The following is a 22,488-nucleotide window of genomic DNA, read 5'->3' as shown; positions in this document are numbered from 1 at the left end:
AGAGAGCGGAAGCGGCTTCGTCACCTCTCCCTCCCCTTACATGGGGAGGGACGATCGCGCAGCGATCAGGGTGGGGCCCGAAAGGGCCTGAGCAAGGTCCCGACTGCCCCACCCCGGCTGCGCTACGCTTCGCCGCCCCTCCCCATGAAGGGGAGGGAGAATTTCAAGGCAGACGGCGCGCAATACGGATGAATCGCCCCGTCAGCAGGGTCGAGGACGCCAGGCTGGCGATGATCACCGCCCAAACCAGACCGTCGATTCCCATCCGGTGCGCCAGAATCCAGCCCAGCGGCATCATCACCGCGCCATAGGCGGCGAAATGCATGATGGTGGGCCACCAGACGTCGCCCGCCGCCCGGTTCGCCTGGGCCGCCACCACTTGGATTCCGTCCGCGACGAAGAACAGGGTCGCCAGCACCAGGGCCGGCGCGGCGATGGCCAGCAAGACCGGATCGCGGTTGTAGGCCCCGACGATCAGATGGGCGCTTGGCCAGACGATCAGGGCGACCATCAAGGTCAAGGCCGTCACCACGCCCATTCCGACCAGACCGGCCCTCAACACCCCTCGCCCGTCGCCCGCGCCATAGCTGCGTCCCACCAGCACCGCCGTCGCCGACGACAAGCCCATGGGCAGCATGAAGACGATGGCCGAGACGTTCAGCACCACCGCCCAGGCCGCCGTCTCGGCCGCGCCGATCTGGCCCGCGAAGAAGGTGAAGCCCGAAAACGCTCCGACCTCGATGAAATAGGAGGCGCCGGCGCCCAGGCCGACCTTGACCTGCTCACGCGCCGCCTTGGGATCGCGCTCGGGCTTGTCGAAGATCCCCAGCGACCGCGCCTCGGGCAGGCGCAGGATGTAGATCACCAGAAACAGGGCCAGCGCCGCCCGCGCTCCGAACGTCGCCCAGGCCGAGGCGAAGGCGCCGTCGAAGCCGATGCCCAACAGGTCGGGCACCAGCACGATGTTCAGCACCAGGTTGACCCCGTTCGCCACCCACATGGCGACCATCCCCGGCTTGGGCCGCCCCAGCGCCTCGAGGAAGAACTGGCCCGTCACCGAGATCAGATAGAAGGGCATGGACAGGGCGAAGACGATCAGGGCCGGCCCTGCGCCTTCGGCCAGACCGTCTTCCAGGCCGATACGGCTGAGCCCCCAGGGTCCGACCACGATCAGGGCGATCATCGACACGACCCCGATCTGCAGCGAATAGGTCATGCCCCGGCGCAGCACCGAGCCGACCGCGTGCCGCCGCCCCTCACCCAGCATCCGGGCGGTCATCACCTGGACCCCCAGCATCAGGCCGACCGCCGTGGTCACGACGATGGACGTCGGCGCCCAGGCCAGGGAATGGAAGGCCAGTTCCCGGCTGGAGAAATTGCCCACCACTATGGCGTCGGTCAGACCCATGGTCATGATGCCGATCCGCGCCAGGATCACAGGCCAGGCCAGGTGCAGCAGGTCGTGGAAGGCGGTGCGGGTCTGGGGGCTGAGCGCGATCATCGGACGCGGCACAGGCCATGCGCGCGAGGCCGGGTCAACTCCCAAAAGCCCAAGCGGCCTGGGGCTACCAGGCGCCCAGTTCGCGCAGTTGCCGCACCAGCTCCTCCGGCGCCTCGCCCGCATCGAGTTCAGTCAAATCCACCGGCGCGTCCTTGGGCTCGAAATAACGCCAGCCCTGGAAGGGCCGCCGCGCCATCGGGGCGGTGCGGATCACCTGAGGCGCAAGGGTGATTTCGCACCGGCTCTCCTTGCCCTCGCCCAGGGTGGCGATGTCCAGCACCGGCTGGCGGCAGACGATCGTCCCCTTCACCACCCAGTACAGCGACCCGCCGTCCTCGATCTCAGGCGCGCGCTTCGGCGTCATTCGCGTGTGGACGACCAGGGGACCACCCTTGGCGGCGCGGGCCTCCAGCCATTCGACGTCCGGCACCCCGACGCCCAGTTTGATCATGTGAAGCGGCATGGCGCCCACGTAGTCGCCCTTAAGCGCGATGGCCAGATTCTTAATCTGTGAGCGCTACCGATTATCGCGCGCGTCGTTCCATCGGACGCCACGGGACCAGCATGTACGGATTGATCACGCGCTTAATGGCCTATCCCGGCCGCCGCGACGAACTCGCGCTTCTGCTGATGGACCCCGCCGTCAGGAAGCACGGCTGTCATTCCTACATCGTCGCTCACGATCAGGCCGACCCCAACGTCCTCTGGGTCACGGAGGTCTGGGTCGATCAGCCGACCCACCAGGCCTGGAGCAATGATCTCCGCCAGAGCGGCGCCTGGCGCCCCATCTACGGCCTGATGGCCAAGATGGACGACTCGATCCAGACGCGGCCTCTCGGCGGCATCGGGCTTTAGTCCGCCGCCTTCACCACCGCCAGAACGGCCGCCTCCACCACCTGATCCCCGACGCTCGCGACGCTCTCGACCACCCCGTCGAAGGGCGCAGTCAGAGCGTGCTCCATCTTCATAGCCTCCAGCACCACGACCTGTTGGCCCTTGATCACGGCGTCGCCGACCTTGACCGGCGCGGCGACGATCTTGCCCGGCATGGGCGCGCGGAGGGATCCGTCGGAGACTGATCCTCCGGTTCCAGATCGCCGCGCCTTCTGATCATAAACAATCGCGTCGCCGTCCCGGAAAAGCACCACATGTTCGTCTGTGACCAACGCATGGACTCCGGTGGGCTGGCCATCCAGCATCAGCTCATTCAACGCGCTGCTCGTGGCCATCTCCGTATGAAGCACATGGATGTAGCCCTCGCGTTCAACCCGATAGCGCTCGTCAATACTGAAAGCCGGCGCCGGGATTGCAACGACGGTCGCGGTAAGAGCCCGTCCCCGTCTGTCGAGCTTGAACTGCGAGCCACGAGATCGATTCATGCGAAAGCCATACAGGCCGTCCGCTGTCGGCGTCCAAGCTGAGTCGCGCTTGAGTTCGTCGTACCAAGCCAAGCAATGGTAATGTTCGGCCAACGCGGCCAACGCTATGGTGTCGAGAGCGTCCTCCTCAACGTCGCAATCAATTAACGCCGCCTCCTCCGCCGCGATGAAGCCCGTGTCCACATCCCCCGCCACGAAGCGCGGATGGTCCAGGCAGCGTTTCAGGAAGCCCGCATTGGTCTTGACCGGCCAGACCTCGACCTCGCCCGCCGCCTCGGCCAGTCGCGCGGCGGCCGCCTCGCGGGTGTCCTCATGAACGATCAGCTTGGCGATCATCGGGTCGTAGAACTGGCTGACCTCGCCGCCCTGCTCCACGCCCGTATCGACCCGAACGCCTTCCGGCATGACGAAATGCTCCAGCCGGCCGATGCTCGGCAGGAAGCCGTTCGCGGGATCCTCGGCATAGAGGCGCGCCTCCATGGCCCAGCCGTTCAGGCGGATCTGATCCTGCTTCAGCGGCAGGGGCTCGCCCGCCGCGACGCGGAACTGCCATTCGACCAGATCAACGCCGGTCACGCTTTCGGTTACCGGATGCTCGACCTGGAGCCGGGTGTTCATCTCCATGAACCAGATCCCGTCCGCCTTCAGCCCGTCCGAGGCGTCGGCGATGAATTCGATGGTGCCGGCCCCGACATAGTTCACCGCCTTGGCCGCCTTGATCGCCGCGCCCGTCACAGCGGCCCGCACGGCCTCGCTCATGCCCGGCGCCGGCGCCTCTTCGATCACCTTCTGGTGGCGGCGTTGCAGGGAACAGTCCCGCTCGAACAGGTGGACGACGTCGCCGTGCCGATCCCCGAACACCTGCACCTCGATATGGCGCGGCCGGGTGATGTAGCGTTCGATCAGCACCCGATCGTCCCCGAAAGCCGCCGCCCCTTCCCGCTTGGCGCTCGCTAGGCCCGCAGCGAAATCGGCGGGATCATCGACCCGTTTCATCCCCTTGCCGCCGCCGCCCGCGACCGCCTTGATCAGCACCGGATAGCCGATCCGCGCCGCCTCGGCCGTCAGGGTCTCTTCCGACTGGTCCGCCCCCTGATAGCCGGGCGTCACCGGCACCCCGGCCTGGATCATCAGTTCCTTGGCCGCATCCTTCAGACCCATGGCCCGGATCGAGGCCGGGTCCGGCCCGATCCAGATCAGACCCGCAGCCGCGACCGCCTCAGCAAACTCAGCGTTCTCGCTCAGGAAACCGTAGCCGGGGTGGATCGCCTCAGCCCCCGTCGCCTTGGCCGCTGCCAGCACCTTGGCCCCGTCCAGATAGGATTCACGCGCCGCCGCCGGGCCGATCAGCACCGCCTCGTCCGCCTCGCGCACGTGCAGGGCGTCCGCGTCGGCCTCGGAATAGACGGCGATGGTGCGTATTCCCATCCGCTTGGCGGTACGGAAGACACGACAGGCGATTTCGCCGCGATTGGCGACAAGGACGGACTTGAACATGCGCGAGTCTTAGCCGGATCGTGCACGCCTGCACAGCCGTTCTCCCTCCCCTTCATGGGGAGGGACGGCGAAGCGCAGCGGAGCCAGGGTGGGGCGGTCATGGCCATTTCGCTCACGCCCTTTCGGGCCCCACCCCGATCTCTACGCGATCGCCCATCCCCAAAATGGGGAGGGAGAGTTTTCAGTCGGCTCCACAAGCTTTAAGCCCCTCCCATGTCCCTGCGCCCCCTCTTCGTCACCCAGGTCTATGAGGCCTCTCTCGCCGACAGCCGAGGCTGGCCGGAACTGAATGAACAGTTGATCGACGTCGTCCGCATGATGGCGGAAGAGGACGCGGCCGGCCGCCGCTGGTGTCGCGACAACGCCTATCGGGGCTACACCTCCTACGCCTCGCTGAACGACCTGCCCCAGCGCTTCCCCGAGTTCGCCGATCTGAAGCGCCATCTCGACCGCCACGCCATCGCCTATGCCCAGGCCCTGAATTTCGACCTGGCGCGCAAGCCGCGTCTCGACAATCTCTGGGTCAATATCCTCAAGCCGGGCGGCGGCCACACCAGCCATATCCACCCCCACGCCTATCTGTCGGGCACCATCTATATCGACGTCCCGGACGGCGCCTCGTCGCTGAAACTGGAAGACCCTCGCCTGCCCTTCATGATGGCCCGCCCCGGCGTCACCGACGACGCCCCCGAGGCCGAACGCCCCTTCGTCTATCTGAGGCCCCAGGCCGGCACGATCCTGATGTGGGAAAGCTGGCTGCGGCACGAGGTGCCGACCAACCAGGCCAAGGCGGACCGCATCTCGATCAGCTTCAACTACGCCTGACAAAGCCGCTATGCGTTCGGAGCGACATCGAACCATTGCGTAAACTTAATCCGCGGCAGGCCTACAACGCCTTGTGGGAACACGGTTCTCGCGCCAAGCTTGCGCCCATGGAAACCGTCATCGAAATCCGCGGCCTGACCAAGACCTATGGGACGGTAAAGGCCTTGGATGGCCTGACCCTGTCGATCCCGCGCGGCGGGGTCTATGGCATCCTCGGCCCCAACGGCGCCGGCAAGTCGACCCTCTTCCGCACCCTGCTGGGCCTGATCCGCCCGACCGAGGGCGAGGCGACGGTTATGGGCGGCCAGATCGGCGATCCGGCGGCGACGCGGCGGATGGGCTCGATGATCGAGACGCCCCGCTTCCCGCCCTTCATGACCGCGCGTCAGGTCCTGGTCTGGCTAGGTCACGCCCACGGCGGCGTCGCATCCTCGGACATTGAGGCCTGGCTGAAACGGGTCGGCCTGACCGAGGCGGCGGACCGGCGGGTGCGCGGCTTTTCGGTCGGCATGTTGCAACGGCTGGGCGTCGCCGCCGCCCTGATGACCAAGCCGGACCTGGTCATTCTGGATGAACCGACCAGCGGCATGGATCCGCCCGGCATCCAGGAGATGCGGGCCCTGATCCGCAGCCTGGCCGACGACGACGGCGTCACCGTCATCCTGGCCAGCCACCAACTTCAAGAGGTCGAGCGCGTCTGCGACCGCGTCGCCATCTTCAACAAGGGCAAGGTGATCACCGAGGGCCGGGTGTCCGACCTGACCGCCTCGGGCGAGCGGCTGCGCCTGTCGGTCACGCCCCTGGCCAAGGCCATGGGGGTGCTGGGCGACCGGGCGACGCTGGACGGCGACGCCCTGGTGGCCGCCGTGCCGCGCACAGAGGCGGCGGCGACGATCCGCGCCCTTGTCGAGGCCGGGGTCGACATCGAGGAGGCCCGCTGGATCGGCGCCGACCTGGAAGACGTCTTCATGAGCGAGACCGGCTGGACCGGCGTGCAGGGCACGCCTGCGAAGGGGACCGACCATGCTGGTTGATGCGCTGAAATCCGAGGCCTATCGCGCGTCGCGCAATCGCACCGCAGTCTTCTGCAGCGTGCTGTTGACGCCGCTGTTGTTCGTCTTCGGCGGCCTGGCCTATCTGATCATGGCCAAGGCCAAGGGCGACGCCCTTGCGGCCAAGGCCAATCTGCCGGCCGAGTTGGGGAACCTGCCGGTCAATCTGGCCGAGGCCTTCGGCTTCGCGGCCGACAAAGGCGCCAACGGCGTGCTGCTGGTCTTCATGCTGCTGGCGGCGGCCAGCGTCTACGCCGGGGATTATCGCTGGGAGACCTGGCGTCTGATCAGCGCCCGCAACGGCCGCCCCTGGTTGATCCTGGGCAAGGTCGGGGTGATGAAGGCCCTGGCCATGATCGCCATGCTGGCCATGCTGGTCGCCGCCTTCATCTACTTCATCTCCCGGGCCCTGGTGACCGGTCGACCGATGGGCTTCGACCTCTCCGACTTCGATCTGGTTCGGTTCCTGCTGACCTGGCTTCTGTCCTACATCCGCATCGTCCAGTACGGCCTCATCGCCCTGCTGGCGGCGGTGGTCAGCCGGTCCCTGCTGGCGGCCCTGTTCGTGCCCTGGGCCCTGGGGTTCGCCCAGACCATCCTCGGCGGACCGTTGTTGCCTATCATCGGCTGGGCGCCGAGCGACTGGGCCTCCCAACTGCTGCTGCCCGGCCTGGCCTATGACACGCTGAAGGCCGCCGTCTCACCCGGCCCCATGCCCCTGCCCGACGGCGTGGTCATGAAGGCGATCATCAGCCTGGTCCTGTGGTGCGTCGTGCCGGTCGCGGCGTCGATCGCCTGGTTCCAGCGCCAGGATCTGTCCAAGGAATAGCCGTCTGCGCGACGCCGGTCAGTTCTCCAGCGAGAACTCGACCGGCGTCCGCATCTCGATCCGCGCCCCAGGCACGCCCGCCGGGGGACGCGGCACCGGACTGGCTCGCGCCAGCATGTCTATCGCCTCCTCGTCCAGGGCAAGTACGCCCGACGGCGAAACGATACGGGACGAGATCACCCGCCCCTCCCGATCAATCACGAACCGCACCGTGACCACGCCGGTCTGGCGCAGCCGCCTCGCGCCGCGCGGATAGATCTTGTGCGCCTCCAGATGGGCGCGGACGCGGGCGCCATAGGCGTCGCCCTGGGCGCCGCTCAGCGACACGGGGGCGTTCACGGTTCCGCCGGCAGGCGGGGCGGGCTTGGACGGCGGTGCGACGACCGCACTGGGCGGAGCGTCGGCTGAGCGTCCCGCCGACGGCGGCGGAGGCGCGCTATCGGCGGCGATGGGACGCGCTGGCGTCGGCGGCGCCGCCGTCTTGACCTGCTGCGGTCTAAACACGATGGGGTCGGCCGCCGGAACAGGACTGAGGCGCGTGGGCACAGGCGTCGGCGGCGTCGGGGGGGCCGACGCCGCCGTCTTGCTCGGTTGATCCTTGGGCGTCTCGGACTTCAGGCTGTCAGGCACGGCGATCCCGTGCTCCGGCCCGATCAACTCGACCACCATGGCCTGGGGCTCGATGATCAGGCTTCGCTCCATCGGCTGGCTGACAGCGGCCAGCAGCAGGCCTCCGTTCAACAGAACGGAGGCCGTAAGGGCGCCTAGACGCCCTTTGCGCGACAGAACCACTGGCGTCAGAAGGTCTTGCCGAGGCTCAGCTTGAAGCTGCGCCCCTGACCAGCGAACGAGGCCAGATTGTTCTTCACATAGTCGTCCAGCACGTTGTCGACCGAGAAGCGAACATCCATGCCCGCCAGGCTGCCGCTGCGCGGACGCCAGGTCGCATACAGGTCGTGGACATTGTAGCTGTCCACCGTCGAGGACACAGCGCCGGTGGTGGCGTTGTAGTTCTTGATCCCGCTGACGAATTCTCCACGCCAGCCGACCGTCAGATCTAGGCTGTTTAGAACATAGCCCAGGTTCAGATTCAGCTCGTCCGCCGGACGGGTGTTGAGCAGGACGCCGGTCGTCTCGTTGGTGGCGTCCACCGTGGCGTAGGACGCCCGGCCGAACAGGCTGCGCGTCGCATACTCGGCCTCGACCTCGAAGCCCTCGTACTTGGCCTCGCCCACATTGATGAAATAGCCCGAGGTGGCCGACGCCGAGGTGATCAGGTTCTCGACCTTGTTGTTGAACGCCGTCAGCTTGGCGTTCAGGCGGTCAGACGAAGTGGCCAGACCGCGCAGGGTCAAGGATGCGCCCAGCTCGTAGTTGTCGGACTTCTCCGGATCCAGGTTCAGGTTGACCGGAGCGGTTCCCGAGCGGCTGTAGACCTCGTCGAGGATCGGCATCCGTTCAGTATGGGCCACCGAGCCGAAGACGTTCAGATAGTCGGTCAGATTGTACAGCACGGCCAGCTTGGGCGAATAGCCGGTGTCGCTCGCATCCTCCGGCACGGCGGTGGAGCCGCCACCGGTGACGACGCCGGCGCCGGGGCTCAGTTCGGTATGGTCGATCCGCAGGCCGGGCGTGATGACCAGCTTGTCGCGCCACAGGATCTCGGCCTGGATGAAGCCGCCGTACCGGGTCGTGTCGCCTTCGGGGTGGGTGGTCGCCCCATTGGCCTGCAGGCTGCCGTCAGCCTTGTAGCGGGGGTTGCGCCGTTCCTGGGTGTAGTATTGCAGGCCGGCGGTGACGAAGGCCGTCCAATCCGGCGACAGGCTGAACTTGGAGGTGTTCTCCAGACGGGCCTGGACGGTCGAATAGCTGTATTCAGACGCATAACCGAGGCTGCTGGACAGGGCGATGCCGTCCTGGTCGGTCAGGGTTTCCGAGTAGGAGACCTGCGCCTTGACGTCCAGCAGGTCGTTGCCCTCGAACGCGTTGTCGTAACCCAGGGCGAAGGCCTCGTCGCGAGTGCGGCGGCGCACGGTGCCGAACGCCGTGTATCCGGTGATCTGGTCATACAGCTGATAGCTGTCGGTCTCCCACACCTGGGCCGAGGCCCAGACGCTGTGCTTGCGATCGCCGCCGATATAGTAGCGGGCCTTGGCCAGGACGGAGTTGGCGCTGGCGTCCGAAGGCGTAACGACGTCGCCGTTGCCGTCCTTGTAGTCGTCGCTGGTGCGGCCGTTCAGGGCGATCAGCAGGTCCAGGTTCTCCGTAGGACGGGTCGCCATGATGATGGAGCCCAGCTTGCCATCCCCGTTCGACTCATAGCCGAACCGCGTCCGAAGCGCGAAAGTGTCGTCGCCCTTCAGGAAGTCCGACGCATCCTTGGTCGTAAAGTTGATAACCCCGGCCAGGGCGCCCGAGCCGTAGAGGGTCGAGGAGCTGGGACCGCGCAGCACTTCCACCCGCTTGTACAGTTCGGGCTCCGAGAAGAAGGCGCCCATCCGGTAGCCTTCGAAATAGTTCTCGACCCCGTCCACCAGCATCAGGACCTCGCCCCGGTTGCTGGTCATGCCGCGGATGTTGAAGGTCTGGCCCAGGTTGCTCGCGCCGCCCGCAGTGTAGACGCCCGGAACATCGTCCAGCAGGTCGCCGATGGTCGAGGCCTGGGTGTCGTCGATGTCGTCCTGGTTCAGCACGGTGACCGCCTGCGGCGTGTCGGTGGCGATCTTCTCGACGCCGGCCGAGACGACGATCTTGCCCAGCGACAGCTGGGTCGTGGCGGCGTCGTCTTCATCGGTTTGCGGCGTCGTCTGGGCGAAGGCCTGGCCGGAGACGGACAGAACCAGCGCCATGGCGGAGGCGCCCAGCAGCCGGCGGTTCAGGGGATTGGCGAGAGGAGAGGTCATCAAAGTTGGTCCTTCAGTTGCCGGTTGCACCGGCTAGTTTTGCGTCGCATTTGCAGTTGTTGAGTAAAATAGGGCCTTGAACGGCGGCCAGCTCAGGTCATCGGAGAACGGCGACCGTCAGGGCGCCGAGTTCGCTCGAGCCGGCGGCCCGTGTTTCGGTTCGAGCGGCGCGCGTCCGGCTCCGCCATTTGAACGGCGTCCGCACCACTTCGCGGCCGCCCTGCTCTCGCGCCGCCTCGACGACCAGCTGATAGTCGCCGTCAGGCAGTCCCGCGAGAACGCCCTGGTCGCCCTTGAAACGCAGGGTCTGTCGGCCCGGCGCGCGGGTCGCGCCGCTGACGCCGTCAGCCGGCAGGGTCAGGGACTGCCCCCCGCTGCGCCACCAGCTACGCAGGTTGCGCAGCCAGACTGTGCCGTTGCCATGCCGGACGCGGACATCATACCAGACGGACAGGGTCCCGACCGGGGCGCCGTCGGCGCGCTCGATCCACATGGCGACATAGGGCTTGTGATAGGCGGCCGAGGTCTGGGTCGGCACATCCAGTTCGACGCTGAGGTCCGCCGCAGACGCGCCGGTCGCGGCGAGGACGGCGACCGCCGTCCCGACGCCGAGCGAAACCCTGGTCATGACCGGGGCGCGGCGGGTGCAGCGTCCCCATCGGTTTCGGGCTTGGGCTCGGGATCCTCGGGGGACACCACGCCGTCCTTGTCAGTGTCATGCTCCTCGAAGGTGCGCAGGGCCACGGCCTGGTTCTCCTCGACGGTCAGCGCGCCGTCGCGATCACGGTCGATGACCGAGAAGCGCACGACCGCCTGCTTCAGCTGACGTTCGAACATCTCGTCCGACGGACGCGAGGCGTCGGCGTATTGCGAGCGCAGGCGACCGGCGTACTCGGCCACATACTCGTCCTCGGTCAGCACGCCGTCGCCATCGGCGTCGGCGGCCTTGAAGCGGGCCTCGCGCAGGGCGTCGTACTCGGCGCGATCCACACGGCCGTCGCGATCGGCGTCATAACCCTGGATGAAGGCCGTGCGGCTGTGGCCGCCTGCTGGACGGATCGGGCCGCTGGCCGCCTGGGCCAGGGCGGCGGACGCCGGCAGGGCCAGGCTGATCAGAAAGGCGGCGGCGAGTGGTTGGGGACTGCGCACAGGATGAACTCCACGATCCGGAAACGACCGCGCGCGAGGAGCGCTGCGGCGCGACCAAGGGAGTCGGGACATCCGAGACACCTTGACCGTTGGCGCCCAATTGCCGCGAACGACTCGCAATTGCAACCCATTTCAGCCCTGATATGGAGGCGCTCAGCCATGGTCGAAATGGACTCAATCCACTGCGATTTTTTGGAGTCTATTTTCGTCCATTCTTCCGCGCGCAGGCGAAGGCGTAAAACTCGCCCGCCCAGTATGCGCCCTGTCCGGCTCGTGCTTAGAAGATGAGGGCAAGACGAGACCAAGGCGTTGAACGCCTTGCTCTTATTCCTGAAAATTAGGCGCGCTGAGGGGCGCTTCCCCCTCAGCCGACCCGAGCGCCCCCCGGCGGCGGAGGGCTGATCTCCCCTTGGGCGACCAGCCAATCCCGGAAGGCGTCGACGGCGGGGTCGCGGCGTCCTTCCGGGCGCAGGAAGGCGAACCACGACGGCCGTTCGACAAAACCGAAAGGCGCCGCCAGCCGGCCCGCCGTCACGTCCGGCGCCACAAAGGCCCATGGCGCGATGGCGACGCCCATGCCCGACGCGGCGGCCTCGACCATCGAGTGATTATGCGCGAACTCGCGCTCCACCTTGGCCGGCGGCAGGTCCAGCCCCGCCAGCGCGGCCCAGGCCGGCCAGGCCCGGCGGAAGGTGGCGGATCGCAGGCGTGGAGCGCCGGCCACCGCCGCCAGGGTCGCAAACTGCGCCATCACCTCCGGAGCCCCGACCGCCCCCTGATACTGGGGCAGGAAACGTGTCGCCTCGGCGCGCGGATTAACCTGGTCCGGCTCAACAATCCGGATCGCCCCGTCGAATCGATCGCGCCGATAATCGACCGGCGAATAGGACTCCGACAGCCGCACCCGAACCTCGGGATGGGCCTCGAGAAAATCCGGCAAGCGAGGGATCAGCCATTTCAACGCAAAGGTGCCCAGGCAGGAGATCTCGATCTCCCGCGCGGCGGCGTGACGGGTCGCCTGGACCGCGTCGGTGATGGCGCCGAAGGCCGGTGTCAGCCGCTCGGCCAACTGCGCCCCCGCCTCGGTGAGCACCAGAGCATGACGAGGGCCGGACACCAACGCCACGCCCAGTGACGCCTGCAGGGCCGCGATCTGGCGACTGACCGCGCCATGGGTGACGCAAAGCTCGGCGGCGGCGCGGGTCATACTGCCGTGGCGGGCGAAGGCCTCGAAGGTGCGCAGGGCGTTCAGCGGCGGCGGCGCGGCGGGCTTCATGTGACTTCCCCTCACAGACCCCTGCCCGCTTAATCGATTTCGGCCTCCAGGGAAATCGGCTCCAAGCTGGTCATGCCTCAGTACAACCCGCCGCCGCGCCCGCCCAAACACACTCGCCTGGACAAGATGATCTACGGCCTGTGCGTTCTGCTCATATGGATCCTGGCCCTGGGCGAGGCGCTCACCGGCTAGAACCGCTTCTCCATGAAGACGTCGGCGCGAGCGTACGGGGTCGGCCGGGGCGGCAGGTGGATGAAGCCGAAGCTTTCGTACAGGGCGATGGCCGGCTTCAGGGCGCTATTGGTCTCGAGATACAGATGCGTCGCTTCAACCTCGCGCGCCGCCGCTTCGCAGGCGTCCAGCAGGCGCCGCGCCAGGCCCAGGCCCCGCGCGGCCGGGGTCACCGTCATCTTCGACACTTCGAACCCGTCGGGAATACGCATCAGGGCGCAGCAGCCGACCGCCTCTCCGTCCCGTTCGGCGATGAAGATCCGCCCGCCGCCATCTATGAAGACCCCGTGCGGATCGTCGATGGACCGCCGGTCCTTGGCCTCGATGGCGAAACCGCCCTCGGCCAGCCAGGCCTCGTTCAGACGGGCCCAGGCGGCGGCGTGGTCAGGGCGGAAATCGACGATCAGGACACGACTCGAGAATTCAACGCCGGACCCGATTCAACCCGCCAGCGAGAGAAGATCGATACCAGCGCGCTTAAGGATGATGACGATCGCCACAAGGACGAGCGTATAGATGGCATTCGCCGCAATAGACTGGGTCACCGAGCGCCAGAACCCGCCCTTCAGCGCCTCTTCGACAATGGCGGGCTTTGCGTCGGTGACGGCGCTTTCCGCGAAATTGGCCAGCACGCCGGCCGCCTGCGCCTCAAACACATCACGCATCTGCTGGGTGTAACCATCGACATAGGCCTGGACCTCGGCGGGTCTCGGCTTCCTCAGATGGCTGGTCTCGAACTCGCGAATCCACTCACGTTTCGCGCTCTTGTACAGGCCGTATGCGATGTAACCCTGAACGGTGTTCGAGCTGCCATCGACCAGGCGCTCGTACATCGCATTGTAGGACATCTATTTCTTCTTGGCCGGCATGGCCGGCGGGCTTCTGAGCGCCTGCGTAATCGCGGAATTGGCCTTCGCCGACGCCCGAGTATAGGCGTCGTTGGACATCACCGTGGCTGAAAACGCGCCGCTGGAAACGTTCCGAAAGGTTCGCTCAGACGTCGGGCCGACCCGACCTGAAACCACATACGCCTGTTTTGCCATTTGACACTCCGACGGGAAATCTAGTGCGGTTTCCGACAAACGCAAACTGAAGTTGATGATGGCGCCAACCGGTCAACGGCGCATGAAAAAAGCGGCCGGATCGCTCCGGCCGCCCTTTCGAACATCAGTCTCGTTAGAGACGGAAGGCTTAAGCCTCGTCGTCGCCTTCGAAGGCCAGGACCGGACCGGAGTCCTTGCCCTTGGCTTCGACGTCGCGATCGACGAACTCGATCACGGCCATCGGGGCGTTGTCGCCGTGGCGGAAGCCCGCCTTCATGATCCGGATATAGCCGCCGTTACGCTCGCTGTAGCGCGGGCCGAGCGTTTCGAACAGCTTGCCGACTTGCGGCACGTCGCGAACCTGGCTGATGGCCTGACGACGAGCGTGCAGATCGCCCTTCTTGGCCAGGGTGACCAGCTTCTCGACGAAAGGACGCAGTTCCTTCGCCTTGGGCAGGGTCGTGGTGATTTGCTCGTGCTTGATCAGCGAGGCGGCCATGTTCGCGAACATGGCGGTGCGGTGGCTGGTCGTGCGACCGAGTTTACGATGGGCGGCGCCGTGGCGCATCTGGGTCTCTCCTACTCCGAGCCCGGTATCTCCTGGGGAGACCTAGGCTCGTAATCTTCTAACCGCCCCGTCATTCTCCCCGAGAGGAGACGGGCGGAGGGTTGAACTTAGATCTGGTCGTCGAACTTCTTGGCCAGATCTTCGATGTTTTCGGGCGGCCAGTTCGGCACGTCCATGCCGAGGCTGAGGCCCATCGTCGCGAGAACTTCCTTGATCTCGTTCAGCGACTTGCGGCCGAAGTTCGGGGTGCGAAGCATTTCGCCCTCGGTCTTCTGGATCAGGTCGCCGATGTAGACGATGTTGTCGTTCTTCAGGCAGTTGGCCGAACGGACCGACAGCTCCAGCTCGTCCACCTTCTTCAGCAGGGCCGGGTTGAAGGGCAGATCGGGCTTGCCGTCCGACTGCTCGACAGCCTTCTTGGGCTCTTCGAAGGTGATGAAGATCTGCAGCTGGTCTTGCAGGATGCGCGCGGCGTAGGCCACGGCGTCAACCGGCGTGACCGCACCGTTGGTTTCGACTTCCAGCAGCAGCTTGTCGTAATCCAGCGACTGGCCCTGACGGGTCGGCTCGACGCGATAGGCGACGCGCTTGACCGGCGAATACAGGGCGTCGACGGCGATCAGGCCGATCGGCGCATCTTCCGGACGGTTCAGCTCGGCGGCCACATAGCCCTTGCCGTTCTGGACGGTCAGTTCCATGCGGACCGACGCGCCGTCGTCCAGGGTGCAGATGACGTGATCGGGGTTCAGAACCTCGATGTCCGCCGGCACGTCGATCTGACCGGCCGTGACGACGCCGGGGCCCGTGGCGCGCAGGGTCATGCGCTTGGGGCCTTCAGCGTGCATACGCAGCGCCAGTTGCTTGATGTTCAGGACGATGTCGACCACGTCTTCCCGAACGCCTTCCAGCGACGAGAATTCATGAACGACGCCGTCGATCTGGATGGCGGTGACAGCCGCGCCTTGCAGCGAGGACAGCAGAACGCGACGGAGCGCGTTGCCGAGCGTCACACCGAAGCCACGCTCGAGGGGTTCGGCCACCAGGCGCGCCTTGCGCTGGGCGTCGGAACCGATCTCGATCTGCGGCTTCTCGGGACGGATCAGCTCTTGCCAGTTTCTTTCGATCATTTTGTCCCTCGAACGGGTTTCGTCGGCTCCGGCCTTGTCGACGAGGCCATGGTGGAGCCGACGGAGATGGGGGTGCTGTAGGCGGTGTCGCTTAGACGCGACGACGCTTGGGCGGACGGCAACCGTTGTGCGGCATCGGGGTGACGTCGCGGATGGTGGTGATCGTCAGACCGACCGACTGCAGCGCGCGCAGGGCCGATTCACGGCCGGAACCCGGACCCGAGACGTTCACTTCCAGCGTCTTCACGCCGTGTTCCTGCGCCTTCTTGCCGGCGTCTTCAGCGGCCATCTGGGCCGCATACGGGGTCGACTTACGCGAGCCCTTGAAGCCCATGTGACCGGCCGACGACCAGGAAATCGCATTTCCTTGCGCGTCGGTGATGGTCACCATGGTGTTGTTGAAGCTGGCGTTCACGTGGGCGACGCCCGAGGTGATGTTCTTGCGCTCGCGCTTCTTTACGCGACCCGGTTCCTTGGCCATGTGTCTGTCTTACTTCTTCTTGCCGGCGATCGGCTTGGCGGGGCCCTTGCGGGTGCGGGCGTTGGTGTGCGTGCGCTGACCGCGAACCGGCAGGCCCTTACGGTGACGCAGGCCGCGGTAGCAGGCCAGGTCCATCAGGCGCTTGATGTTCATCGACGTCTCGCGGCGCAGGTCGCCCTCGACGGTGTGGTCCTTGTCGATGGTTTCACGGATCGACAGGACTTCGGCGTCCGTCAGCTGGTTCACCCGGCGAGCCGGCTCGATGCCGACCTTTTCGGTGATGTCCTTGGCGGCGGCGGGGCCGATGCCATGGATGTACTGAAGCGCGATTTCAACGCGCTTGTTGGTCGGGATGTTGACGCCAGCAATACGGGCCACGAAATTCTCCAGATACGCGTTAGTCAGACGCAACAAACGCTCCGGTTAACAAACCAGGAGCGTGGCGCCCTTCGCGGGAAGGCGCCCTTATACAGATGATTCACATCGCGTCAACGCCTGGTGGGGTCGAAGACGGACGAAGCCCGCAAACGGCCAAATTGCCCGGCGCGCGTGCGGTCGTCAACGCGGCCGATTGCCGAAGTCGATTCCCACCACCAGCCTCTGGCCCTCGACCGGACGGCCGTCCTCGGTCGGCGGCTGGACGCGAAACTGATCGACCAGCCGCAGGGCCGCCTCGCCGAAGCCCAGCCCCGCCGGCGTCTCGCTGATCACCCGGCAATCCTCCAGCCGCTGGTCCAGCCGAACGACGCAGGACAGGGCCGCATTGCCGTATCGGCTGCGCGCCGCCCGCGGGTGGTTGGCGCGGATTTCCGACACAGGCGGAGAGCGGAGAACCCGCGCCCGTGTCGAGCCGGCGCCCGGCCCTGCCCCCGATCCCACGCCGGACCCGCTGCCGCTCCCCTGCCCGCCCTGGCCGAAACCGGGCGCCGGCGAAGGCGCCGGGGCGATCCCGACGACCGGGGCCGGGTCGGGCGCGGGCCGAGGCGGCCCCGGCAGTTCGCGCGGACGCTCCTGTTTCGGCGGCGGGGGCGTGTGAATGCGGGACGGCGCGGCCGGGGCGCCGCCCCCGGTCTCCGGCGCAGGCGGCGCAAGCGAAACCGGTGGCGGGGGCGCATACAGCAGGACATCGACGGGATGCGGCTGCGCACCTGCGATCTCGGGCGCCCTGCCCTTCACCTGGCCCAGCAGAAGCGCCAAGCCCAGCTCCGCCCCGGCCACCCCGACGAAAACGGCAAAGGCGCGCCAGCGTTTGCGGGCGCGCCTTCTGTCATGGGGGGTCTCGGCGTCGGGCATCGGTCGTCTAACGCCCGACGTCCGGTTTGGTCACGCCAGGGCTTCGTCGATCGCCTTGGCGACGGACTCGATCGAGCCCATGCCGTCCGCCTCGGTCAGCTTGCCCTGGGCGTCGTAATAGGGAAGCAGCGGGGCGGTGTTGCGGTTGTAGGCGTCCAGACGCACCACGAAGGTGTCGGGGTTGTCGTCGGGACGGCCCTGTTCGGCATAGCGTTTGGCGATCCGTTCCAGCAGGGCCGAGTCATCGACCTTCAGCCGCACCACGGCGTCGATCTGGGCGCCGCGCTTGGCCAGCATGGCGTCCAGGGCCTCGGCCTGGGCCACGGTGCGGGGAAAGCCGTCGAAGATGGCGCCGCCCGCGGCTTCAGCCTCGGGCAGGCGGTCCTCGATCAGGGCGATGACGATCTCGTCCGTCACCAGATCGCCGCGCGCCAGCACGTCCTTGACCTTGAGCCCCAGTTCCGAGCCCGAGGCGATGGCGGCCCGCAGCATGTCGCCGGTCGAGAGCTGGACCATGCCCTTCTCTTCGACCAGCCGCTTGGCCTGTGTTCCCTTGCCCGCCGCCGGCGGTCCGAACAGGATCAAGTTCACGCTTCAGCCCTCCCCTTAGGCTTTGTTCTTGGACTTAGCGACGGACGGGCGTGGGCGCGCCACGACCGCCGCGACCGCGCAGCTTGGCCTTCTTGATCAGGCCCTCGTACTGGTGCGCCAGCAGTTGGGACTGGATCTGGGCCACAGTGTCCATCGTCACCGACACCACGATCAAGATAGACGTTCCGCCGAAGTAGAGGCTGTTGCCCATCTGGGCGACCAGGAACTCGGGCAGCAGGCAGACGGCGGTGATATAGGCCGCGCCGATCACCGTCAGACGGGTCAGGACATAGTCCAGATACTCGGCCGTACGCTTGCCCGGACGGATGCCCGGCAGGAAGCCGCCGTATTTCCGCAGGTTCTCGGCCGTGTCCTCCGGGTTGAAGGTGATCGAGGTGTAGAAGAAGCAGAAGAAGATGATCAGGGCCGCATACAGGGCCATGAACAGCGGCTGGCCGTGCGTCAGCTGCGCCGTCACCAGCGGCAGCCAGCTCAGATAGCCGGGCAGGTCCGCATTGGCGGTCAGGCTGGCCACCGTGGTCGGCAGCATCAGCAGGGACGAGGCGAAGATCGGCGGGATGACCCCGGCGGTGTTCACCTTCAGCGGCAGGAACGAACGCTCGCCCCCGGCCATGCGGTTGCCTTCCTGGCGCTTCGGATACTGGATCAGCAGACGACGCTGGGCCCGTTCCATGAAGACGATGAAGACCACGGTCACGACCGCCAGAACGGCGATGAAGAACAGGGCGAAGGCCGACATCTGGCCCTGCTGGGCCAGGCCCAGCATCCGGGCGATGGTGGACGGCAGAACCGCCACGATGCCGGCGAAGATGATCAGCGAGATGCCGTTGCCGACGCCGCGCGCCGTCACCTGCTCACCCAGCCACATCAGGAACATGGTGCCGCCCGTCAGGGTCACGACGGTAGAGACCAGGAAGAAGATCCCCGGATTGTCGACCAGACCCGGCTGGGCGTTCAGACCGGCCGCGATGCCCAGCGACTGGGCCAGGGCCAGGAACACCGTCAGATAGCGGGTGTACTGGTTCAGCTGCTTGCGGCCGCTCTCGCCGCCTTCCTTCTTCAGCTTCTCCCAGGGCGGATACACGGTGCCCATCAGCTGCACGATGATCGACGCCGAGATATAGGGCGCGACGTTCAGCGCGAAGATGGCCATCCGCTCGACCGCGCCGCCCGAGAACATGTTGAACATGTCCAGGATGCCGCGCTGACCCGAGGGGTCTTGGAAGAACTGCAGGAAGGCCTGCGAATTGATGCCCGGGATCGGCACATAGGTGCCGATGCGATAAACCAGCAAGGCGCCCAGCGTGAACAGCAGGCGCTTGTGCAGCTCGGTCGCTTTCGCGAACGAGCCCATGTTCATATTGGCGGCGAGTTGTTCTGCGGCCGAAGCCATTTGCGTCCCCACGACTGACTGAGTCGTCAGATAGGCGGAAAGCGGCCCTCATGCGAGGGCCGCTTCCGTTGTTTCGTCGTCGCAGATGTCTTCAGCGCCCTAAAACCAGAACGGGGCCTAACCGCGACGACGCGTTGTTTAGGCCTTGGCGGCGGCGCGCTTGGTGCGGGCCGAGATCTTGTTCTCGTCGCCGCGCGGGGCCTTCGGAGCCGGAGCCTTGCCCTTGGCGGCGTTGCGCTTCTCGACGCGCGCAGCGGCCTTGGCTTCAGCTTCGATACGTTGTTCCAGCACGGTGCCGCCGGCGGCTTCGATAGCCTTCTTGGCGCCGGCGGTGGCCGACCAGACGACCAGGTTCAGCGCTTGCTTGACTTCACCGGTGCCCAGCAGACGCACGCCGTCCTTGACGCGACGGATCACGCCGGCGGCGACCAGGGCGTCGCCCTTCAGTTCCGACTTGGCGTCCAGCTTGCCGGCGTCGATGGCGTCTTGCAGGCGCCACAGGTTCACTTCGGCCAGCTTCAGGGCGTTCGGGTTGTTGAAGCCGCGCTTGGGCATACGCATGTACAGCGGCATCTGGCCGCCTTCGAAGCCCAGCAGGCTGACGCCGGTACGCGACTTCTGACCCTTGACGCCGCGGCCCGAGGTCTTGCCCTTGCCCGAACCGGGGCCACGGCCGACACGCATGCGCTTCTTGTGCGCGCCTTCGTTGTCGCGGATTTCGTTCAGTTTCATATGCCTGATCCTTTCGGGTGCTAGCGCCCGGACAATCGTCCGGACTCGGCGGTTGAATTTGGTGAGGAGTGCTAGTGAGCAAAAAGTGAGCGAGAAGCAAGCCCTCGCTCACTCCTCGCTCACTAACACTTTTCACTTTTGACAGCCGCCGAGGCGGCCGCCGGTCTTACTTTTCGACGATCTCGGTCAGGTGGGCGACCTTGGCGATCATCCCGCGAACCGAAGGCGTGTCTTCCAGGGTCGACTCGCGACCCAGGCGGTTCAGACCCAGGCCCACCAGGGTGGCGCGCTGGTCGTTCTTGCGGCGGATCGGCGAACCGGTCTGCTTGACGGTGACGGTCTTTTGCTCGGCCATGATTAGGACTCCACAGCTTCGGGCGCCGAGGCGCCGTCGTTGCGACGGCCCATCAGATCCGCGACCTTCTTGCCGCGCTTGGACGCGACTTGACGGGGCGAGGACTGGACCTTCAGCGCTTCGAACGTCGCGCGGATCATGTTGTAGGGGTTCGACGAGCCGGTCGACTTGCCCACGACGTCCTGGACGCCGAGGGTTTCGAGCACGGCGCGCATCGGACCGCCCGCAATGACGCCGGTCCCGGGAGGGGCGGCGCGCATCATGATCTTGCCGGCGCCCCAACGGCCGTTGCCGTCGTGGTGCAGGGTGCGGTTCTCGCGAAGCGGAACGCGGATCATGGTCTTCTTGGCTTCTTCGGTCGCCTTGCGGATGGCTTCCGGCACTTCGCGCGCCTTGCCGTGACCGAAGCCGACGCGACCCTTGCCGTCGCCGACGACCATCAGGGCTGCGAAGCTGAAGCGACGGCCGCCTTTGACGGTGGCGGCGACGCGGTTGATGTGCACCAGCTTTTCGACGATGTCCGAATCCGGACCGTCGACTGCGGGAGCGTTGCGGTTGTCACGACGGTTGCGATCGTTGCCGCCGCCGCCGCGCTGGGGTTGATGCGCCATGCTTCGCGTCCCTTAGAAGTTCAGGCCGGCTTCGCGCGCGGCTTCCGCCAGCGCCTTGACCCGGCCGTGATAGATGTACTCGCCACGGTCGAAGACGACGTCCTTGACGCCCTTCTCGATGGCGCGTTCGGCGATCAGCTTGCCGATTGCGGCGGCCGCAGCCGTGTCCGAACCGCGCTTGCCCTTGCCGCCTTCCAGCGACGAGGCCGACGCGACGGTCACGCCTTGGGCGTCGTCGATGATCTGGGCCGAGATGTTCTTGTCCGAACGGTACACCGACAGGCGCAGACGGCCGTTGGCGACGGCCTTCAGGCGGCGACGAGTGCGCTCCGAGCGGCGCTTGGCTTGTTGTCGAAGAGAAAGAGCCATGACTTACTTCTTCTTGCCTTCCTTGCGACGCACGGTCTCGCCGGCGTAACGGACGCCCTTGCCCTTGTAGGGCTCAGGCGGACGCAGCTTGCGGATGACCGCGGCGATCTGACCGACGGCTTGCTTGTCCGAACCGAGGATCTTGATCTCGGTCTGCTTCGGAACGGCGAAGCTGACGCCGGCCGGGGGATCGATATCGACTTCGTGCGAGAAGCCGAGCTGCAGCGACAGGGCGTTGCCCTTCATCGCGGCGCGGTAACCCACGCCCACCAGCTCAAGCGACTTCTCGAAGCCGGTGGTGACGCCGGTGACCATGTTGTCGACCAGGGTGCGCGACAGGCCCCACATCGCGCGACCGCGTTGCGTGTCCGTGCGCAGGCCCAGCGACAGCTCGTCGCCTTCTTGCGTGACTTCGATTTCCTCGGCGACGGTCCAGGAGCTTTCGCCCTTGGGGCCCTTCACGGAGACGGTCTGACCGTTGAGCGTGACAGTCACGCCCTTCGGCACAGCGATGGTTTTCTTGCCAATACGGGACATATCAGTAGACCCTGCAGAGGACTTCGCCGCCGACGTTGGCGTCGCGGGCCGAAGCGTCGGACATGACGCCCTTCGAAGTCGAGAGGATCGAGATGCCGAGGCCGTTCTTGACGGGCTTCAGATCGCCGATCGCCGAATAGACGCGGCGGCCCGGCTTGGACACGCGAGCGATCTCGGCGATGACGGGCTGACCGTCGAAGTACTTCAGCTCGATCTCGAACTGCGGAAACTCACCCGGGTTCTGAACCAGGTTGTAGCCGCGGATGTAGCCTTCGTCCTGCAGCACGTCGAGGACGCGCTGGCGCAGACGGGAAGCGGGGGTCAGCACCTTGGAACGCTTGCGGGTCGCCGCGTTCTTGATGCGAGCGATCATGTCGCTCAGGGGATCGTTGATCATCATGTCTGTTCGCTCCCCTTACCAGCTGGACTTGGTCAGGCCAGGGATCTGGCCCTGGTTGCCGAGTTCACGCAGCGCAATCCGGCTCATCTTGAGCTTGCGATAGAACGCACGCGGGCGACCGGTGACTTCGCAACGGTTGCGAATACGGGTCGGCGCGGAGTTGCGCGGCAGTTCAGCCAGCTTCAGGCGCGCGTCGAAGCGCTCCTCAAGCGGCAGGTTTTCATCGTTGGCGGTCGCCTTCAGGGCGGCCCGCTTCGCGGCATACTTCGCAACCAGGGCCTTGACGGCTTCGTTGCGGTTTACGGCGCTCTTCTTAGCCATTGTT

General features: G+C 66.2%; 28 protein-coding genes. 4 read left to right on the top strand and 24 right to left on the bottom strand.

The genetic code is table 11. From position 1 onward, the window contains the following. Positions 1-163: 163 nt before the first annotated feature. Together ACW177_RS07005 and ACW177_RS07000 are read right to left on the bottom strand one after the other, a co-directional pair. Entirely contained in the window at positions 164-1,501 is a 1,338-nt protein-coding gene (locus ACW177_RS07005; protein ID WP_492027864.1) for an MATE family efflux transporter, read from the bottom strand. A gap of 64 nt (positions 1,502-1,565) precedes the next feature. Continuing rightward, complete coding sequence (locus ACW177_RS07000) at positions 1,566-1,964, bottom strand: DUF1489 family protein (RefSeq protein ID WP_492027863.1); 399 nt, start codon at positions 1,962-1,964, stop codon at positions 1,566-1,568. Positions 1,965-2,089: 125 nt separating this feature from the next. On the opposite strand from ACW177_RS07000, the gene ACW177_RS06995 reads away from it, so the two are divergent. Continuing rightward, positions 2,090-2,356: a putative quinol monooxygenase gene (locus ACW177_RS06995; protein WP_492027862.1), complete on the top strand. Its 267-nt coding sequence runs from the start codon at positions 2,090-2,092 to the stop codon at positions 2,354-2,356. Here ACW177_RS06995 and ACW177_RS06990 read toward each other — a convergent pair. After that, on the bottom strand, positions 2,353-4,377 hold the full coding sequence (locus tag ACW177_RS06990) for an acetyl/propionyl/methylcrotonyl-CoA carboxylase subunit alpha (RefSeq protein ID WP_492027861.1): 2,025 nt from the start codon (positions 4,375-4,377) through the stop codon (positions 2,353-2,355). The genes ACW177_RS06995 and ACW177_RS06990 overlap by 4 nt on opposite strands. A gap of 213 nt (positions 4,378-4,590) precedes the next feature. Between ACW177_RS06990 and ACW177_RS06985 the strand changes: the two genes are divergently transcribed. From ACW177_RS06985 to ACW177_RS06975, 3 genes are all read left to right on the top strand, one after another. Further along, a complete protein-coding gene (locus ACW177_RS06985; protein WP_492027860.1) occupies positions 4,591-5,202 on the top strand; it encodes a TIGR02466 family protein in 612 nt (203 codons plus the stop codon). A gap of 107 nt (positions 5,203-5,309) precedes the next feature. After that, positions 5,310-6,236: an ABC transporter ATP-binding protein gene (locus ACW177_RS06980; RefSeq protein WP_492027859.1), complete on the top strand. Its 927-nt coding sequence runs from the start codon at positions 5,310-5,312 to the stop codon at positions 6,234-6,236. After that, complete coding sequence (locus ACW177_RS06975; protein ID WP_492027858.1) at positions 6,226-7,083, top strand: DUF2705 family protein; 858 nt, start codon at positions 6,226-6,228, stop codon at positions 7,081-7,083. Before ACW177_RS06980 ends, ACW177_RS06975 begins: the two co-directional genes overlap by 11 nt. 18 nt (positions 7,084-7,101) lie before the next feature. Here the strand turns inward: ACW177_RS06975 and ACW177_RS06970 are convergent, their stop codons facing one another. From ACW177_RS06970 to rpsN, 21 genes are all read right to left on the bottom strand, one after another. Beyond that, positions 7,102-7,824 carry an energy transducer TonB gene (locus tag ACW177_RS06970; protein ID WP_492027857.1) on the bottom strand — a complete coding sequence of 241 codons (723 nt, stop codon included), beginning with the start codon at positions 7,822-7,824 and terminating at the stop codon, positions 7,102-7,104. 56 nt (positions 7,825-7,880) lie between these two features. Further along, entirely contained in the window at positions 7,881-9,986 is a 2,106-nt protein-coding gene (locus tag ACW177_RS06965; protein WP_492027856.1) for a TonB-dependent receptor domain-containing protein, read from the bottom strand. 97 nt (positions 9,987-10,083) lie between these two features. Beyond that, entirely contained in the window at positions 10,084-10,614 is a 531-nt protein-coding gene (locus tag ACW177_RS06960) for a DUF2271 domain-containing protein (protein ID WP_492027855.1), read from the bottom strand. Next, a complete protein-coding gene (locus tag ACW177_RS06955; protein ID WP_492027854.1) occupies positions 10,611-11,135 on the bottom strand; it encodes a CREC-EF hand family protein in 525 nt (174 codons plus the stop codon). Before ACW177_RS06955 ends, ACW177_RS06960 begins: the two co-directional genes overlap by 4 nt. A gap of 364 nt (positions 11,136-11,499) precedes the next feature. Next, a complete protein-coding gene (locus tag ACW177_RS06950) occupies positions 11,500-12,411 on the bottom strand; it encodes a LysR substrate-binding domain-containing protein (protein ID WP_492027853.1) in 912 nt (303 codons plus the stop codon). Between the two features lie 188 nt (positions 12,412-12,599). Further along, positions 12,600-12,896: a GNAT family N-acetyltransferase gene (locus ACW177_RS06945; protein WP_492028096.1), complete on the bottom strand. Its 297-nt coding sequence runs from the start codon at positions 12,894-12,896 to the stop codon at positions 12,600-12,602. A 186-nt stretch (positions 12,897-13,082) separates the two neighbouring features. Continuing rightward, positions 13,083-13,490, bottom strand: a complete 408-nt coding sequence (locus tag ACW177_RS06940) for a hypothetical protein (RefSeq protein ID WP_492027852.1) — start codon at positions 13,488-13,490, stop codon at positions 13,083-13,085. Between the two features lie 343 nt (positions 13,491-13,833). Continuing rightward, entirely contained in the window at positions 13,834-14,253 is a 420-nt protein-coding gene (gene rplQ / locus ACW177_RS06935) for a 50S ribosomal protein L17 (RefSeq protein ID WP_035307159.1), read from the bottom strand. Positions 14,254-14,360: 107 nt separating this feature from the next. After that, entirely contained in the window at positions 14,361-15,380 is a 1,020-nt protein-coding gene (locus ACW177_RS06930; protein ID WP_267516149.1) for a DNA-directed RNA polymerase subunit alpha, read from the bottom strand. Positions 15,381-15,471: 91 nt separating this feature from the next. Further along, positions 15,472-15,861 carry a 30S ribosomal protein S11 gene (gene rpsK, locus ACW177_RS06925; protein WP_008264180.1) on the bottom strand — a complete coding sequence of 130 codons (390 nt, stop codon included), beginning with the start codon at positions 15,859-15,861 and terminating at the stop codon, positions 15,472-15,474. A 9-nt stretch (positions 15,862-15,870) separates the two neighbouring features. Next, a complete protein-coding gene (gene rpsM, locus ACW177_RS06920; protein WP_026108555.1) occupies positions 15,871-16,239 on the bottom strand; it encodes a 30S ribosomal protein S13 in 369 nt (122 codons plus the stop codon). A gap of 180 nt (positions 16,240-16,419) precedes the next feature. After that, positions 16,420-17,154: an energy transducer TonB gene (locus ACW177_RS06915; protein WP_492027851.1), complete on the bottom strand. Its 735-nt coding sequence runs from the start codon at positions 17,152-17,154 to the stop codon at positions 16,420-16,422. Between the two features lie 30 nt (positions 17,155-17,184). Beyond that, positions 17,185-17,745, bottom strand: a complete 561-nt coding sequence (locus tag ACW177_RS06910) for an adenylate kinase (protein WP_492027850.1) — start codon at positions 17,743-17,745, stop codon at positions 17,185-17,187. A gap of 34 nt (positions 17,746-17,779) precedes the next feature. Then, a complete protein-coding gene (secY, locus tag ACW177_RS06905) occupies positions 17,780-19,159 on the bottom strand; it encodes a preprotein translocase subunit SecY (RefSeq protein WP_492027849.1) in 1,380 nt (459 codons plus the stop codon). A 138-nt stretch (positions 19,160-19,297) separates the two neighbouring features. Then, the gene (gene rplO, locus ACW177_RS06900; protein WP_008260404.1) at positions 19,298-19,891 is read right to left on the bottom strand and encodes a 50S ribosomal protein L15; all 594 of its coding nucleotides are present in this window, start codon (positions 19,889-19,891) and stop codon (positions 19,298-19,300) included. 166 nt (positions 19,892-20,057) lie between these two features. Then, positions 20,058-20,246: a 50S ribosomal protein L30 gene (gene rpmD, locus ACW177_RS06895; RefSeq protein ID WP_183194946.1), complete on the bottom strand. Its 189-nt coding sequence runs from the start codon at positions 20,244-20,246 to the stop codon at positions 20,058-20,060. Positions 20,247-20,248: 2 nt separating this feature from the next. Next, complete coding sequence (rpsE, locus tag ACW177_RS06890; protein ID WP_271164723.1) at positions 20,249-20,857, bottom strand: 30S ribosomal protein S5; 609 nt, start codon at positions 20,855-20,857, stop codon at positions 20,249-20,251. A 12-nt stretch (positions 20,858-20,869) separates the two neighbouring features. Continuing rightward, positions 20,870-21,226: a 50S ribosomal protein L18 gene (gene rplR, locus ACW177_RS06885; protein ID WP_154726238.1), complete on the bottom strand. Its 357-nt coding sequence runs from the start codon at positions 21,224-21,226 to the stop codon at positions 20,870-20,872. A gap of 3 nt (positions 21,227-21,229) precedes the next feature. Further along, positions 21,230-21,763 (bottom strand): 50S ribosomal protein L6, encoded by a 534-nt coding sequence (rplF, locus tag ACW177_RS06880; RefSeq protein ID WP_492027848.1) that lies wholly within the window; start codon positions 21,761-21,763, stop codon positions 21,230-21,232. A 1-nt stretch (position 21,764) separates the two neighbouring features. Beyond that, on the bottom strand, positions 21,765-22,163 hold the full coding sequence (gene rpsH, locus ACW177_RS06875) for a 30S ribosomal protein S8 (protein ID WP_008262310.1): 399 nt from the start codon (positions 22,161-22,163) through the stop codon (positions 21,765-21,767). A 15-nt stretch (positions 22,164-22,178) separates the two neighbouring features. Next, positions 22,179-22,484, bottom strand: a complete 306-nt coding sequence (gene rpsN / locus ACW177_RS06870) for a 30S ribosomal protein S14 (RefSeq protein ID WP_008259854.1) — start codon at positions 22,482-22,484, stop codon at positions 22,179-22,181. Positions 22,485-22,488: the final 4 nt, after the last annotated feature.

The sequence above is a fragment of the Brevundimonas sp. AVps23W genome (genome assembly GCF_058681395.1).
The sequence above is the reverse complement of the archived record's forward strand: the minus strand, read 5'-3'. Positions and strand labels throughout refer to the sequence as shown.

What these genes read in the sequence shown, in the direction of transcription:
- rplF (WP_492027848.1), bottom strand. Translation starts at nt 21,763, where the DNA reads ATGTCCCGTATTGGCAAGAAAACCATCGCTGTGCCGAAGGGCGTGACT.
- ACW177_RS06940 (WP_492027852.1), bottom strand. Translation starts at nt 13,490, where the DNA reads ATGTCCTACAATGCGATGTACGAGCGCCTGGTCGATGGCAGCTCGAAC.
- rpsH (WP_008262310.1), bottom strand. Translation starts at nt 22,163, where the DNA reads ATGATGATCAACGATCCCCTGAGCGACATGATCGCTCGCATCAAGAAC.
- rplO (WP_008260404.1), bottom strand. Translation starts at nt 19,891, where the DNA reads ATGAAACTGAACGAAATCCGCGACAACGAAGGCGCGCACAAGAAGCGC.
- rplQ (WP_035307159.1), bottom strand. Translation starts at nt 14,253, where the DNA reads ATGCGCCACGGCGCCGCCCATCGTAAACTCGGTCGCACGACCAGCCAC.
- ACW177_RS06930 (WP_267516149.1), bottom strand. Translation starts at nt 15,380, where the DNA reads ATGATCGAAAGAAACTGGCAAGAGCTGATCCGTCCCGAGAAGCCGCAG.
- ACW177_RS06980 (WP_492027859.1), top strand. Translation starts at nt 5,310, where the DNA reads ATGGAAACCGTCATCGAAATCCGCGGCCTGACCAAGACCTATGGGACG.
- ACW177_RS07005 (WP_492027864.1), bottom strand. Translation starts at nt 1,501, where the DNA reads ATGATCGCGCTCAGCCCCCAGACCCGCACCGCCTTCCACGACCTGCTG.
- ACW177_RS06960 (WP_492027855.1), bottom strand. Translation starts at nt 10,614, where the DNA reads ATGACCAGGGTTTCGCTCGGCGTCGGGACGGCGGTCGCCGTCCTCGCC.
- ACW177_RS06985 (WP_492027860.1), top strand. Translation starts at nt 4,591, where the DNA reads ATGTCCCTGCGCCCCCTCTTCGTCACCCAGGTCTATGAGGCCTCTCTC.
- ACW177_RS07000 (WP_492027863.1), bottom strand. Translation starts at nt 1,964, where the DNA reads ATGCCGCTTCACATGATCAAACTGGGCGTCGGGGTGCCGGACGTCGAA.
- ACW177_RS06990 (WP_492027861.1), bottom strand. Translation starts at nt 4,377, where the DNA reads ATGTTCAAGTCCGTCCTTGTCGCCAATCGCGGCGAAATCGCCTGTCGT.
- rpmD (WP_183194946.1), bottom strand. Translation starts at nt 20,246, where the DNA reads ATGGCCGAGCAAAAGACCGTCACCGTCAAGCAGACCGGTTCGCCGATC.
- rpsK (WP_008264180.1), bottom strand. Translation starts at nt 15,861, where the DNA reads ATGGCCAAGGAACCGGGTCGCGTAAAGAAGCGCGAGCGCAAGAACATC.
- ACW177_RS06950 (WP_492027853.1), bottom strand. Translation starts at nt 12,411, where the DNA reads ATGAAGCCCGCCGCGCCGCCGCCGCTGAACGCCCTGCGCACCTTCGAG.
- ACW177_RS06975 (WP_492027858.1), top strand. Translation starts at nt 6,226, where the DNA reads ATGCTGGTTGATGCGCTGAAATCCGAGGCCTATCGCGCGTCGCGCAAT.
- ACW177_RS06965 (WP_492027856.1), bottom strand. Translation starts at nt 9,986, where the DNA reads ATGACCTCTCCTCTCGCCAATCCCCTGAACCGCCGGCTGCTGGGCGCC.
- secY (WP_492027849.1), bottom strand. Translation starts at nt 19,159, where the DNA reads ATGGCTTCGGCCGCAGAACAACTCGCCGCCAATATGAACATGGGCTCG.
- ACW177_RS06995 (WP_492027862.1), top strand. Translation starts at nt 2,090, where the DNA reads ATGGCCTATCCCGGCCGCCGCGACGAACTCGCGCTTCTGCTGATGGAC.
- rplR (WP_154726238.1), bottom strand. Translation starts at nt 21,226, where the DNA reads ATGGCTCTTTCTCTTCGACAACAAGCCAAGCGCCGCTCGGAGCGCACT.
- ACW177_RS06915 (WP_492027851.1), bottom strand. Translation starts at nt 17,154, where the DNA reads ATGCCCGACGCCGAGACCCCCCATGACAGAAGGCGCGCCCGCAAACGC.
- rpsN (WP_008259854.1), bottom strand. Translation starts at nt 22,484, where the DNA reads ATGGCTAAGAAGAGCGCCGTAAACCGCAACGAAGCCGTCAAGGCCCTG.
- rpsE (WP_271164723.1), bottom strand. Translation starts at nt 20,857, where the DNA reads ATGGCGCATCAACCCCAGCGCGGCGGCGGCGGCAACGATCGCAACCGT.